Annotated in this window: 8 protein-coding genes; 3 read left to right on the top strand and 5 right to left on the bottom strand. The window is 52.0% G+C overall.

Going from position 1 to position 13736, the window contains the following annotated elements:
- Nucleotides 1-71: 71 nt before the first annotated feature.
- Entirely contained in the window at nt 72-3980 is a 3909-nt protein-coding gene (locus ACE5KN_RS04370) for an immunoglobulin-like domain-containing protein (RefSeq protein ID WP_375523424.1), read from the bottom strand.
- Nucleotides 3981-4022: 42 nt separating this feature from the next.
- Nucleotides 4023-4364 (bottom strand): phage tail protein, encoded by a 342-nt coding sequence (locus ACE5KN_RS04365; RefSeq protein WP_375523425.1) that lies wholly within the window; start codon nt 4362-4364, stop codon nt 4023-4025.
- A 336-nt stretch (nt 4365-4700) separates the two neighbouring features.
- Here ACE5KN_RS04365 and ACE5KN_RS04360 point away from each other — a divergent pair, with 336 nt between their 5' ends.
- A complete protein-coding gene (locus tag ACE5KN_RS04360) occupies nt 4701-5495 on the top strand; it encodes an SDR family NAD(P)-dependent oxidoreductase (protein WP_375523426.1) in 795 nt (264 codons plus the stop codon).
- An 84-nt stretch (nt 5496-5579) separates the two neighbouring features.
- Here the strand turns inward: ACE5KN_RS04360 and ACE5KN_RS04355 are convergent, their stop codons facing one another.
- On the bottom strand, nt 5580-6041 hold the full coding sequence (locus ACE5KN_RS04355; protein ID WP_375523427.1) for a pyridoxamine 5'-phosphate oxidase family protein: 462 nt from the start codon (nt 6039-6041) through the stop codon (nt 5580-5582).
- Between the two features lie 158 nt (nt 6042-6199).
- Between ACE5KN_RS04355 and ACE5KN_RS04350 the strand changes: the two genes are divergently transcribed.
- Entirely contained in the window at nt 6200-7081 is an 882-nt protein-coding gene (locus tag ACE5KN_RS04350) for a glycosyltransferase family 2 protein (protein ID WP_375523428.1), read from the top strand.
- Nucleotides 7082-7216: 135 nt separating this feature from the next.
- Complete coding sequence (locus ACE5KN_RS04345) at nt 7217-7477, top strand: aspartyl-phosphate phosphatase Spo0E family protein (protein WP_375523429.1); 261 nt, start codon at nt 7217-7219, stop codon at nt 7475-7477.
- 296 nt (nt 7478-7773) lie between these two features.
- Here ACE5KN_RS04345 and ACE5KN_RS04340 read toward each other — a convergent pair whose 3' ends face one another.
- Both ACE5KN_RS04340 and ACE5KN_RS04335 read right to left on the bottom strand, forming a co-directional pair.
- Nucleotides 7774-8175, bottom strand: coding sequence for a DUF1259 domain-containing protein (locus ACE5KN_RS04340; RefSeq protein ID WP_375523430.1), 402 nt, complete (start codon nt 8173-8175; stop codon nt 7774-7776).
- A gap of 200 nt (nt 8176-8375) precedes the next feature.
- The gene (locus tag ACE5KN_RS04335; protein WP_375523431.1) at nt 8376-13343 is read right to left on the bottom strand and encodes a discoidin domain-containing protein; all 4968 of its coding nucleotides are present in this window, start codon (nt 13341-13343) and stop codon (nt 8376-8378) included.
- Nucleotides 13344-13736: the final 393 nt, after the last annotated feature.

Here is a 13736-nt window from a genome sequence, read left to right as displayed (position 1 = left end):
CTGTCTAGAAAAAGGAAAGCACGGTTTGCCGGAAATCCGGTGAAACCGTGCTTTTTTGTGCTTGCGAACCATCATTTCAATTCCAAAGCCCGGATCAGCAGCTCCGCAGTCTCGCCCCTGCTGATCGTTGCGGCAGGCTTTAAGGTTCCGTCCGGATATCCGTGAACCCAACCTGCAGCCACAGCCTGCTGCAATGCAGATGCAGCCCATCCGGACACCTGATTGCCGTCCGCAAATGAATCGGTGAGGCTTTGGCCAGAAGATGCCGCAGTGGTGCCCGCCGCATTTGTCAGAATGACCATAGCCTGCTCACGGGTCAGGCGGTCATCCGGTCCGAAGGCACCGGATGACACGCCCCTGATCCATCCCTGGGCATATGCGCTCTGGATAGCCGATACGGCCCAGTGTCCTTCCAGATCGGAGAACGCGGGGCTTGCACCTGTGCCCGTTTCAGTTGTACCCAGCGCCTTGGCCAGCATAGAAACGAACTCAGCACGTGTCACAGCACGATCCGGCCGGACCGTGCCGTCCTCATATCCCTGCATCCATCCTCGTTCAGCCAGCAATTGCAGCGCCCCGGCTGCCCAGTGACCCTGCGCATCTGTCCAAGCTGCTGCCGTCGTCCCCTCAGGATCGGCTCCATCTCCGGAGACGTGCAGCGCCAAGTCATTACCGGACGGTGCAGAAACATTCTCCGTTACAGCAGCGACAAAAGTCCCCGGCGCTTTCATGAGAAAGGCAGCCCCGACGATTTGACCGGATGCATCATATACCGCCTCGGCCGGCAGGGTCTCTTTCGATCCGTTTGCATAATAAGCCAGCACATATAGATTCCCGGCCTTTGCATCGGCTGACAAGGATGCCTCCCCTCTTTCAACGGGCAGTTGAACTTGCGCTGTCCCAGCCAATGCATTCTCTATCCGTACTGCAGGACCGGCAAGCCGAAGCCGCCCTTTGCTGGTCTGTGAGCTGAAAGAGTCATCTTCCGGGCCGATATCTCCTTCAAGCGACACCCGCAGCTCCTGCCCCGAAGCTACCAGCTTGGCGAGCTCCTTCGGCGGCAGCTTTACTTCCGCATATTGGGATTGAATGAACACGCCCATATTGCTGCCGAGTCTGCTCAATAAATCCGGAGAACTTATGACTTGGCTGATTTGCTTCTCATCGGCAAGCTCTATCAGTACAAAATCCGAACCAGAGGATTTTGCCCGCTTGATCTGTTCGTCCAGAAACGCAGCCGTAAGTGTATACACGATCACCGTACGGCCTTGTTCGAGCAAGATGGACCGCGTCAGTGATGTACTGCTGCTTCGACGTTTGTCGCGATCGGATGAGCCTCCGCCTCCTAGCATCTGCGTGCCAGGAACCGTGATGACCATCGGCCGGGTTAAAGCCCTCGACCCGTCGGAATCCTTTGCCACCTCAAGCACCAGCGCAACCTGTGTATCGAATGCAGGCGGAAGTATCACCCCATCTGTCCGCACGATCGACGGATGACTGCTGCTGCTGACAGCAATCCGGAACCCGGAAGGCACCACAGGCAGCCTCAACACATTTTCTCCTCTGGCGGGGTCTTGAAAGGACATGATGGAAGCAGCCACATCCGCGGCGGTCAAGCTTTTCACGAATACAAGAGCTGACGGGGAGCTGGTCATACCGTTTACCACCTGCACCGCATAATACCCGGCTCCTTCAGCAAGCGGCGTAAAGATATGCTCCCCGCCCGCCGATGCGGTCGCTACGGCCACAAGCTCCTGCCCGCTGTTATAGAGCTCCAGCCGCGCACCAGGGGCGGCACCGGATATGATCACGGACCCTTCCGCGCCGCCGCCGTTTGCAACCGATACCGGACGGGGACGAACCTGCACCTCGCGCCGGGCGGGCTCCGCCGTCCATCCTTCACCGCTGCTGTAGTTATAGCTCAACGTATAAATTCCCGGTGTATCCGTTTCCACCATCCCCGTTCCCTGAATGCCTTCAGCCAGCACCGTTCCGTAGACGCTTTCCACTACGCTTGCTCCCGGATCCGTGAAGCTGTCTCCACTCTCCAGCAGCACGGGGTTCGTGCCGTTCAGGCGAACATATGGCATATCAGGCAAAGCTTTCAGAACAGTCAGCTTGAATGTTCGCTGTACGGAAGCCGCATCCTTGGACACGGTTGCCGTCAATTGAACAGCGGCATCCCCGTCCGTATATACAGGCCTGTTCACCCGGCCATCGGCATCCAGAACTTCCGGCCGGTCGGACTCCCAAGCAATCCCGGTACCAAATGAGCCCGAACGGGGCAGGGCAATGGAATCCTTAATTCCCTGCGGATAATCCAGGGCAATCATATCTGCCGCCAGCCGCACCGCTTCCTCCGGACGAAGCGGCTGAGCGGGCAGCAGCACCGAGAACTGTTTTGTAAGCGAATACTGCCCTCTGGAGACGGTCGCCTCCAAAGCTACGATCTGATCCCCTTCCAGATAACCGGGCAAGGTGACCCGTCCGCTCGAATCCAGCAGGTCAGGCCGTGAAGAGCTCCAGGTAATGCTGACCCCGTCAGCCCCGCTGTCCGGCAGCTCAAGATCATAAGTCACCGTCGTCACAGGCAGGGTCAGCGACTGGTGCACGGCCTGGACCGCTTCTTCATCGCTGATCGGCAGACTCAGGACATGCGCGGAGAACGTCTTGGTCCGTTCCAATCCGCCCAGGCGGAGCACGGCGGTAAGCGTAACATCCGCATCCCCTTTCGTATAAGCAGGTCTGCGAACTGTTCCGTCTGGCGCAATAATATCCGGTTCGCTTGAAGACCACTCAACCTGCGTGCCGCCATAAGCTGCTGCTGGCAGAGCAAGACTTCCAGCAACAGCCGTCAAATCGCCCAGCGTCAGCTCCCGCTCTGCTCTTCCCAGGGCTGTCTCAGCCGTCTCTTTCAATACGGTCAGATCAAATGTCCTCGTCACCTCCGCTGCTCCAAACGTAACCTTCGCCGTCAGCTCTACGGAACGGTCTCCCTGATCATAAGGCGGACGAGCTACTTTGCCGCCATTGCTGACTGTATCCGGCGTATTGGAGCTCCAACTGACGGCTGCACCGCCCAGCCCCGCAAGCGGCAGGGTAACATCCTGCGTGACTGCTGCAGCATTGTCACCTGATGCATACCCAATCGCTAACGCTGCTGCTGCTTCGGCCGCCCTTTCCGCTTCTGAAGGAATGTTTACCGTGATTTCCGCCGCGGTGCTTCTCCCTTTCGCATTCACTGCCTGCACGCTGTATGTAATTTCTCCTGCCGGCATAACATCCGCATCTTTGTAAGAGGTAAGCGGTCCGGTATAGATTACCGTGCCATTTCTGCTCAGCTCATAAGAGGATGCCATCGCCGAAGCATCCCAGCCTAGCTGCACAGCGCTCTCCCAATAGCTTCCTGTAAAGTTGGCGGGTGTCGCCGGCACCGTCATCGGCTCGCCGTAAGCCGCAAACTCCAGCACTGATGCCCATTGATTGTTGCTCGCATTCCCCTGGTCGATCACCAGCCTTACATAACGAGCTTCGACCACCGAAAGCGAGCGGTCAATCGTTGAGCTCGTGTTTCCTTGTACCGTATCCACCGTCTGCCATTTTGATCCGTCGAGACTTGTCTCCAGATGGAAATTGTACGGGTCCAGTCCGTTCGACCACTCATAGTACACTCCCATGCCCGTCACAGTCCACCGGCTTAAGCTGTAATAATCCCCCAAATCCACCTGAATCCACTTCTCGCCGGTATCTGCCTGATACCAGCGGCTGGTCGGCTGCAGGGAGCCGTCTACAGCCCTTGAAGGTTCATACGGTTCAACAAACCCGCTGGAAGTCACCGGCTTGCCAAGGGTTAGATTTTGCTCGGCAGCCACCACCTCTGTCCCCAAAAACAGAAATGCCCCGCCAATCACGGGCAGCAGTGGGATTAGCAGCCGGATGGGCTTCATTTTCTCATGTGTACTGCGATTTGCTTTCGACACGCCCTCACCCCACATTTTTCATGATCTTTAACATCGAATTAATCATGGGCGCGAAGGGTATGCGCCGTTCACTGAAATAAAGTAAGATACCCCCGGCATAGGCGAAGCCCCGCGCAGGTCCGGCAGCGCGAAATTTGTTCTCCCGTCGCCGCCGAATTTCGTACCAATCAGGCTGAACAATTCCGAATTTCCGGAAATCGACAAAAGCTGGCCCTCTGCCTTCATCCAGCCGCTCGGAGCAAAGGAATACGGATACAGCTGAATCTCGCCAATAAACGGTTCGGATGACGCTTCCGCCTGACCGGGATTCACCGTAGAGCCCCCAATCAGTGCCGCACCCAATATACCTAGCATAAGAGCCTGTTTGCCAAATTTTCTAATCATGATTAGTCCTCCCTTATGTTCACGAGGTCAGCCTCTCCTCCCGGCTTTATCCGTGACAAGTCATAGTCAAACTCGATCTTAGCATGAATGGCAAAAGTTTCACATTGCAAACTCAGCCAATTTCACCTGATTTGAAAAATTTTTTTTCATAGCTTAAAAAGCTTGTTTGAGCATATTAAAAAGGGCACCTGCAAGTACCTATGTTACATAAAGGTGCGTACTTCACTTTTTCGCTGATTGCGGCAAAATAGAAATAGGATTGTATCCGCTGTGTTTGGCACAACTAACAAGACGTTTATTAACTCAAATGAACACCGTAAACAGGAGGTAATCGAAATGGATCTTCAGTTGAAAGGTAAAAAAGCACTCGTAACCGGCTCGACATCCGGCATTGGCAAAGCCATCGCCGCATCACTCGCGGCGGAAGGAGCCATCGTGCTGATCAATGGACGCAGCCTGGACAAAGTTGAGCAGACGATTGCAGAAATCCGGCAGAAGAACCCCTCTGCCCAGCTTGAGCCTGCCGCGGCAGATCTGGGAACGTCCGAAGGATGCCGGAAGCTGATGGAGGCATATCCCGAGCTGGACATTCTCGTCAACAACCTCGGGATTTTCCAGCCTGCAGACTATTTTGACATTCCGGATGAGGAATGGTTCAAGTTCTTCGAGGTTAACGTGATGAGCGGCGTCCGCCTTACCCGCCATTACCTGCATGCCATGCTCCTGAACAATGAAGGAAGGATCATCTTTATCGCCAGCGAAGCGGCGATAATGCCTTCTCTGGAAATGCCGCATTACAGTGCTACCAAAACGATGGAGCTATCGCTGTCCCGCAGTCTGGCTGAGCTGACCAAAGGCACGCGGGTGACAGTCAACACCATCATGCCGGGCTCTACCCTGACTGAAGGCGTAGAAACGATGCTGAACAGCCTGTATCCTGATCAAAACCTGTCGCTTGAAGAAGCAGAGCAAAAATTCATGAAAGAGAATCGTCCCACTTCCATTATTCAACGTCTAATCCGTCCGGAGGAAATTGCCGACCTGGTGGCTTTTGTCAGCAGTCCGCTGTCCTCAGCTATCAACGGAGCGGCACTGCGGGCGGATGGCGGATTGGTGCGCAGTGTGATTTAACATCAGCAACTCGTGGTTTTCCCGCAGCCAAGTCAACGAAAAAGCCGGCCCTAATGCATCCATCGTACAGGGCCGGCTCTTTGTTTACCTCAGAAGCTCTTTATGCGTTTTCTCCCATCGCTTCAGAACCTCTGCCGGATTCTTCAAGCGGATAGTAACGCCTGTCAGAATATCCGCATACTTCGCTGTATCCGTTCTGGAAGCGGCAACTGTCGCCGTAAACCGGGCACGCGGATATTCCGCATCCGGTAGTTCGGGCAGCTGATCAAGCAGCAGCCGCACATAATGCGCCCTGCCACCGATAAACGCCGCCAGCGTGGCTTTGCCTGTTCTGATCATATTGCCTGTCGTCGTGGTGCCGGGCCAGAGCGCCAGCCGCAGCTGCTGCCTGTCCAATGCCAGGATCTCACCCGCGCTGATCATCGCGACATGCGGCCAATGATCCTCTGTAACGGTGAGCAGCATCATCGCATCCCCTTGCTTGCTCACCATCCTGCTGCCGTCAAGCAGACGGAACAGCTCCTCACTCATTTGCATTTCCTCCATCGGCTGACTCCCCTTTTCCTCATTTATATATGACTAACCTAACATGAATCCGGGACTTTTCACATTACCTTGTAGAACGCCTTTTTTTATAATTGACGTCGCCCCCCGGAAAAACTAAACATACAATGAATAAAGACAAGTATTGGGAGGAATGCCTAATGCCGAGGATATCAGTCATTATGCCGGTCCATAACAATGCGCTCTATTTACAGGAAGCCGTAAATTCCATACTGTGGCAGACACTTGCCGACCTTGAACTGATCATTATTGACGACGGGTCGACTGACGGGTCTACGGGAATCATTCATGAAATCCGGGACGCCCGTGTAAGAAAAGTATTTCATCCTGTGCAAATGGGCATTGTCGCTTCATTGAATGAAGGGCTTCAGCTTGCCCAAGGTGAATATGTTGCCCGGATGGACAGCGACGACATCGCAGCGCTGAACCGGTTGGAGGTTCAGGCCTATTTTATGGACCAAAATCCGGTCGTCGATATTTGCGGAACAGGTTATACGACAGATTATCATGGCCCGGTCAAACTCAATCCCCTTCATCATGAAGAGATTAAAGTCTGGTTGTTGTTTTACTGCTGCATCCTCCACCCCTCTGTCATGATGCGCAGCAGCTCGATTAGCAGGCTCGGAATCCGCTATGACCCCGATTACCCGCATGCCGAGGATTATGAACTCTGGAACCGCCTGTCCTCTTCCGCACGATTGGCCAATGTCCCGCATAATTTGATGTATTACCGTCCCCATGCTGGACAAGTGTCCAATAGACACCGGTGGATTCAGGATAACACCGCCCGGAGAATCAGACAGAGACAGATTTTGCAATTAGGATTACATTTATCGGATGCAGAATATTCCATCATGTCCCGGCTGGCTGAATTCCGCTTAGGCGATGACCCGGAAAGCTACAGAACTGCGACCGGTTTTGCGAACTGGCTGCTGGATCAAAACAGGCAGTATCAGGTTTATGACCAGAATATTCTGGCCCTGGCGCTATCCAGATGCATATCCAAGATGCCAATCTATTAAATATTTTTATTGAGATCAGCTCAAGCGGGCTGATCTTTTCTATGATCTTGAATATCTCATTCTTAAATCTTTTTCTCCTAAATAAAGGCATAAGCACCTAAACTAAGGATTATGTGAGCGAAAGGAGGGATAGGTGTGCCGGAACAGGTGAGCTTGAGTCAGAGAATCGAAGAATCCAGACAGCAGCTTTACAAGCTGGAGCAGAAATACGGATTGTCCCATGCCACTGTTCTCAGGCAATCAATGGTTTTGGACGAGCTTATCAACGAGTACAACAGAAAATTTCATGCACAAAACAAAAGCCGTTTTGTGGGAAGCAGCCAGCTTATTCGCGAGGAACTTTTGCCGGGTCACTCGCAGTTGTACTGCAGCCCCTTCGCCGTTACGTTAAGCTGATCGCAGGTCTGTCGTCTGTTCAAAACCTACGAGCTTGGAGAACAACGAGAATATGTATATTTTTTTGCAAATCGCATTGGCTTCTGCCAGATCTTACTTCCAAAAATGATTTTAGACAGAAGCCAACTCAATTTTACATCCTCAGTAAGTTATGTTAATACATACGATTGTCCATTCCATTATGCATTTACCCGCTTACTGCTAAAATACCTTCATCCCTGTTCATATATTTATTTCTCCTCTCTACGAAAAAGAGGAGCAGCAAATGCCCCTCCTCCTCTGTGATTCCTATTAAACTAAAGAATACCTACTTTTTTGGCAGCTGATGTGCTGTTGCGGGCAAACGCGACAGGATCCCCGACTTTTTCCCAGTGAATATATTTAAAGCAGACATTTTGGAATAACCAGTGGTTGTGGATCGCCGTAACGATGATCCCATGCTTGCGAAGTTCCGATACAAACGGATTGATTTCACGCTCCAAGATTACCGTTTCTCCCAGATTTAAAGTATTCCCTTTGCTGTCTTTGGACTCAAATGAGAGAAGGAATGGAATGGTCAAAGGTGATTTACTGCGGCGTCCTAAAATTTTCAATTTGAGGTTATTCCGTAGTCGCTGAACAACACATGCCCCGTTCGTTATCGAACCAGTTCCTCCGACAATCTTGGCCAACCGATCACATAACGTTTTAGTGATCATTTTACTTATCATCCCCTTTCTTCTCCCATAGTATGTTCGCAGAGATGCTTTGGAAGGGTATACGCCATCTTACATAAGAAATAGATTAATAACCGGATACTCTGATCAACCTATTAGAAAGCGGCAAAATAAATGAACCCCGCCAAGCGAATATTCTATATCGCCTGGTGGGGTTCTCCTATTCCTCTATTAAATCAAGTTCAGTTATATACATTTAATTCGGCAATCGACCACCATTTATCCACCGCCCCGGTCTGCACGATTTTAATATACCGTGCCCTTTGCGCCTCGAATTTCGGGGTTACATACCGTGAGCTGCCTTTTCCCTCAGCAACGAGCTCCCAGTCGGAGGAATCGTTGGAAACGAAAATCTGGTATTCCCGCGCATAATCATCCCTGCTGCTGCCTGAATCCATGCTGATCTGTCTGAAACTGCTGATAGCCCCCAGGTCAAGCTGGATCCATTGCCCTTTGGTCTGATCCTCGCCGGAAGTCCAGCGGGTGCTCAGATCACTGTCCAGCATATTGGCCGCATCGGCCCCGGTGCCATACACCGAAGCCGTCACTGTCCATTGCTCACGATCCATCACGCCGTCAGGGGACTTGTCCTGATCTCCCGCATCATGAGCCATGACGCGGAATTCGCTGATCGACCACCAGCGTGAGTCCTTACCAGTCTGAATAACCTTGATATAACGGGCTGTCTGCGCCGGGAAGGTTAACGTCATTTTGGATGCCGCACCGTTCCCTTCAACGACTGGACTTCCCCATGTCTCACCATCTTTGGAAACCAGCAACTGGTATCCACGAGCATAGTCCTCAGGGCTGCCAGTGCTGTCCATTACTATCTGGTTAAAGGATTGAACCTTGCCCAGATCAATCTCAATCCACTGCCCCTCCTCTTGCGGCTTGCCTGTGGACCAGCGGGTTGAAGCATTTCCGTCCAGCATCCCTGCTTCACTGCTGTCAGCGGCTGTGGAGGAAGCAGTCATGCTCCAGTCGCTTCGTGACAGTTCTGTTTGTTTTCCCGTTCCATAATTGAACACACCAAGCTCTGCGATAGACCACCAGCTGGCATACTGGCCTGTCTGCACGATCTTCAGATAACGGGCATGTTGAACAGGAAATGAGATCGTAAGATCACCCCGAGCTCCCTGACCGCTGGCCACAGGTGCATTCCATATCTTACCGTCGTCTGAGACATATACTTTGTAGCTGTCGGGATAATCCTGTGGATAATGGCCTGTATTCAGGCTTATCGTATCAAAGGTTTCTGTTTTCCCAAGATCCAGCTGAATCCACTGCCCGTTGGTTTGATCCTGTCCGGAGGTCCAGCGGGTGGACAAATCACCATCCAGCATATGCTCAGGAATATCCTGATTGCCGTAGGTAGAAGCTGTAACCGTCCAGAGCGAGCGGTCAGTCAGTTCACCTACAGACGGGCCGGTGATGTCTCCGCCGGTATTACCGCCGTTTTTACCCATTTTGGCCGCTTTCAGCTCGGAAATGGACCACCAGCTGTCGGCTGTTCCGGTTTGGGCGATTTTAACGTATCTGGCGTTTTGCAGCGGAAACGTTATAGCAATGCTCGCTGATTTGCCTGTTCCGCTTGCAATGGGCTCTCCCCAATCCTGTCCGTTGTCGGAAACATAAATTTCGTAAGCACGGGCATAATCGCCGCCGCTTGTGCCAGCGTTCATGAACAGGGTGTCGAAGGATTGCGGCTCGCCCAGGTCAAGCTCAATCCACTCCGTACCGTTCTGCGCCTGTTCCGACGTCCAGCGGGTGTTGAGGTCGTTATCAAACATCAGCTTCGTAGCCTCTGGAGAGGAGCCGGAAGAAGTTGTCACTGCCCAATCCGAGCGGTCCAGATAGACGATTCCAGAGTCTGTACCCGGTTCAACCGTTGTCACTTCGGTTGGGTCTACAGTGACTAGTGCCCCCGGATAGACCGTCGCAGAGCCTGTTTCCCCTTCCGCATTATAGAACACAACTGTTTTTTCGCTGTCCGAAGGATTCCAGATTTGAGCGGTATATCCTTCTTCATTTTCATATACCGAATGATATACCGTGACCCCCGGGTCATTGGCCCAAATATCCATCGTGCGTGTGCCGAGCGTCGCCATGCTGTGCACAAACCAGTATGCGTTAAAGACCTCGTTTTGCTGCATATTGGTCGTATCCCACTTGGCAAGAACGGACTGCGCGTCACTGATCGATTCAAACGGCCAAATCAGATGCTGCCAGGTGTTTTCCGGCCCGTTGTTATCCTGAACCATCCCCTCATACAAGGCTTTCGCCTTTTCCGGATCACGTCCGTAATACGTCATCCATTCCGCAGGCGGCAGCCAGTGGATGCCGTAGATGTGCTGCGGATCACCCGAGAAGAAGGTTCCGAACAGATAAGCACTGCCGTAAACCTGACCTGCTACAGCATGCTTATAACCATCAGTCCAGTTGTCGTGATCATAGTTGAACCAGTACTGCTCAATCGCTTTTTCTTCTGTCGTAAAACCCCAAATTCCCGCATCGCGGTATGCATTGTTGCCGGTTACCATGCCCCACATGTATTGACCGACCCAACCAAACAGCGCTTCCCCCGCTGCTTCCTGGTTGTTGCCGCTCGGATTGTCGGCATAACCGCCAGCCCAGGAATGGCCTTCATACGGATCAAAATTGCGCATCCAAGGGAACTGGTCATCCGTTTTGGACGGATTGGCATAGTCCCGGATGAGCACCTCCACCATGTCCCCGTAATCGTTCAGGAAGCTTTGGTCATAGGAAGCCAGAACGGCCGAAGCAAAGACATAATATCCGTAAGTAAAATGATGATCCGTCAGTCCCGTGTTTACACCAAAACCGCTGTGATAAGGGAATATGGCTCCCCATTGCGGCGAATAGTGAAAATAATAGGAATGCTGCGGTTCATCCTCTGAATACGTGTACCAGTCGGTCAAAATATCCCGCAAAATTCCGAGATAGCGTTCTTTTCTTTCTTCGTCCCCGATCTGATCGCTTATGATGACTGCAAGCGCAAGCGGATGAAGTTTTTTCCCCTGCCAATACGGATCTTCAATCTTGTTGTTCCCAGCAAGGTCTGCATCCAGCAAATCCAGATAAGAGCTCAGCTCCGCCCTGGAATACGTCGGATCATCCGGCTCCACGAACTGCGGCACAATTCCGTAAAAGCGGTCGCTTGTCGTGAACGCATTGCCTTCATGCACCTTAAGCGTTCCCCGAATGGACGGATACGTCAGCTCCGTCAGGGACGAGGAAGTGATTTTCCATTGATGCGGCAGCAGAGCCATCAGCGTATCTGAGGAGAAGCCTGTTCGCTTCTGCTCCGTAATTGAATTGAATTGTGTGCTGACCGTGGATGACTCCTGATCGAAACTGTAGCCCACCTGTGTATCTTTCACAAACGCATAGGCATGCTGATAAAAATAAGGAAGCTCTTCAGCGGACGGCATTGTAGCGATGGATAAGTAATCTCCGCCTGATCCCAATTTCATTTTGATGTTGCTGCCCAATCTTGTGAAAACCGTACCCGGCGGCGCAAAAACACCATAATAACGGTCAAAGGTTTGCGGTACCGGTGCCCGGTCCTTATTGGTTACCTTGATGCCGATATGATCCGCGGTCAGTGTATCGCCGTCGTTCTCCAGCACGGGCTTGCCGTTATCGTCATACAGTCCGGTAATGACCGGTGACTGCAAAATAATGGCGTCCGGATTTTCAAATGTGTTGTAAATGTACGGTGAACCTTTGACGAAGGTGGTACTCATTTTGGCGGTGTCATCATCGCTTAGAATCACGTTTGCCGAGTAGTCCCCGTATCCGGAAACTTTAGTCTCCATCTCTGACGGGTTGATCGTGTTCGGCAGCATATACAAATCGGGTTCTCCGTCGGCATCAATCGAACCGCCGCTGGCCGATGCATAACCCTCGCCCGGATTCAAAAGGGCCAGCCCCAGCTTCGTATATTTGTTCTTGAACGGCAGGGTAATCAGCCCGTTACTGTCTCCCAGCTTGGAGATCAGCAGCGACTGCCACCAGTCATTGGATGGAATGGGCGATTTGATATCCTCTGTCCGGTATTTCGGATTTTTCGGTTCAAGCTGTGTAATATCATTGATTTCATAGCTGCCCGCTCCGACAGCTACAGATTCCGGGGACGGAATGTCCGGAATGGTATAGACCGGCTTCTCATCGCCCTCACGGTACGCGTGAACCTCGAATTCGAACAGTGAGTATCCATGCTCGCTCCCGCGAGCGATCCCCAGCATTTTTACATAGCGCCCTTTGGCATACACTGGTACGCTCTCTTTGCCGCCTGAGCCCCACAGCTCCCGGTATATAGTCGTCCAGCTGCGGGCATCGTCCGAGATCTGGATATCATAGGCTTTGCCGTAAGCTGCTTCCCAGTTCAAAACGATGCTGCCGATTTCGCTTGTTTCCCCCAAATCGACATAGATCCATTCATTGTTTTTGTGTGCGGAGGACCAGCGCGTACCCGCATCACCATCTGTTGCGTTAGCCGCCAGATAATCCTTCTCTGGCAGATTTTCCTTGCCCTCTTCTTCTTTCTCAAGCGAAGATACCGTAACCGGCTTGTTCAGCGCCAGATTTGGTGCTTCCGGCTTTGGTTTGATGCCACCCGTTCCATATACTCTGAATTCCCAGATCGAAAGCCCGTATGCCTCTTGTGCTCTCTTGGTGCTGAAAACTCTGACATAGCGTCCTTCTCCGGAAACCGGTTTCGAGAATAAGCCGCCTTGGCCATCCCTTTCGGTAAATACGGAGGTCCAATTCTCTCCGTCATCGGAGACCTGAATCTCAAATTCTTTCGAATAGGCATTCTCCCATTCGATTTCCACCCTGGACAGCTTGGCCTCCGCGCCAAGATCCACATAAACCCACTGCGGGTCCTTCTGCCACACGCTTTCCCAGCGTGTCCCCGAATTTCCGTCCACTACGAGGTCTGGCGTGCTGTTGCCCAACGTGGAGGAAGCATACGCCGGCCGGTTCTGGGATAACAGAACATCCTCCCCGGCTGCCGCCGCCTCTTCAGCATGCACTTGTGGGGCCGCTAGCCATGGAAAAAAGCCCAGCACCAGTGACATGATCAGAATACCGTTCAGGAAATACTTCGTGCCTCTCTGTTTCATACATTTCTCCTTTTCTTTTAAAATGGTATGATTCTTGTGACTTTGAAGTAGTTGGCATTTTGTTTACCATTCAATTATCGGCCGACAATGTTTTTTATTACATAAATCCAAGGCACCATTTTCCTACTGTTACTCGAATTTTTATGCAAGGCTTTGAATTAATTTGGAAGGGTTTTACGCAACTTTTGTGAAAATAATCATTACACTTCTCTCCCACGATTCCTGCCGGGAAAGGTGATATTCAGCCCCTCAAGGATGAAGAGGCAAATGAGGCAGCTACAGCAAGTATCAGAAATGTTAATCGTATAGTGATTCAAGGTTGAGGTATGAAAACGGGTATGATACAGTAAGAATAGGAATAAGGACGGTCCACCAACCGTCCCCAGCACAACA

Origin of the sequence: Paenibacillus terreus (assembly GCF_042138595.1) — a bacterium.
GTDB classification, from domain to species: domain Bacteria; phylum Bacillota; class Bacilli; order Paenibacillales; family Paenibacillaceae; genus Paenibacillus; species Paenibacillus terreus.
Note: the sequence above shows the minus strand (reverse complement) of the source record. Positions and strands in the feature narration are given on the sequence as shown.

Bases quoted from the DNA above. Each gene is read 5' to 3' on its own strand.
- ACE5KN_RS04360 (WP_375523426.1), top strand. From the start codon at position 4,701: ATGGATCTTCAGTTGAAAGGTAAAAAAGCACTCGTAACCGGCTCGACA.
- ACE5KN_RS04350 (WP_375523428.1), top strand. From the start codon at position 6,200: ATGCCGAGGATATCAGTCATTATGCCGGTCCATAACAATGCGCTCTAT.
- ACE5KN_RS04335 (WP_375523431.1), bottom strand. From the start codon at position 13,343: ATGAAACAGAGAGGCACGAAGTATTTCCTGAACGGTATTCTGATCATG.
- ACE5KN_RS04355 (WP_375523427.1), bottom strand. From the start codon at position 6,041: ATGGAGGAAATGCAAATGAGTGAGGAGCTGTTCCGTCTGCTTGACGGC.
- ACE5KN_RS04340 (WP_375523430.1), bottom strand. From the start codon at position 8,175: ATGATCACTAAAACGTTATGTGATCGGTTGGCCAAGATTGTCGGAGGA.
- ACE5KN_RS04365 (WP_375523425.1), bottom strand. From the start codon at position 4,364: ATGATTAGAAAATTTGGCAAACAGGCTCTTATGCTAGGTATATTGGGT.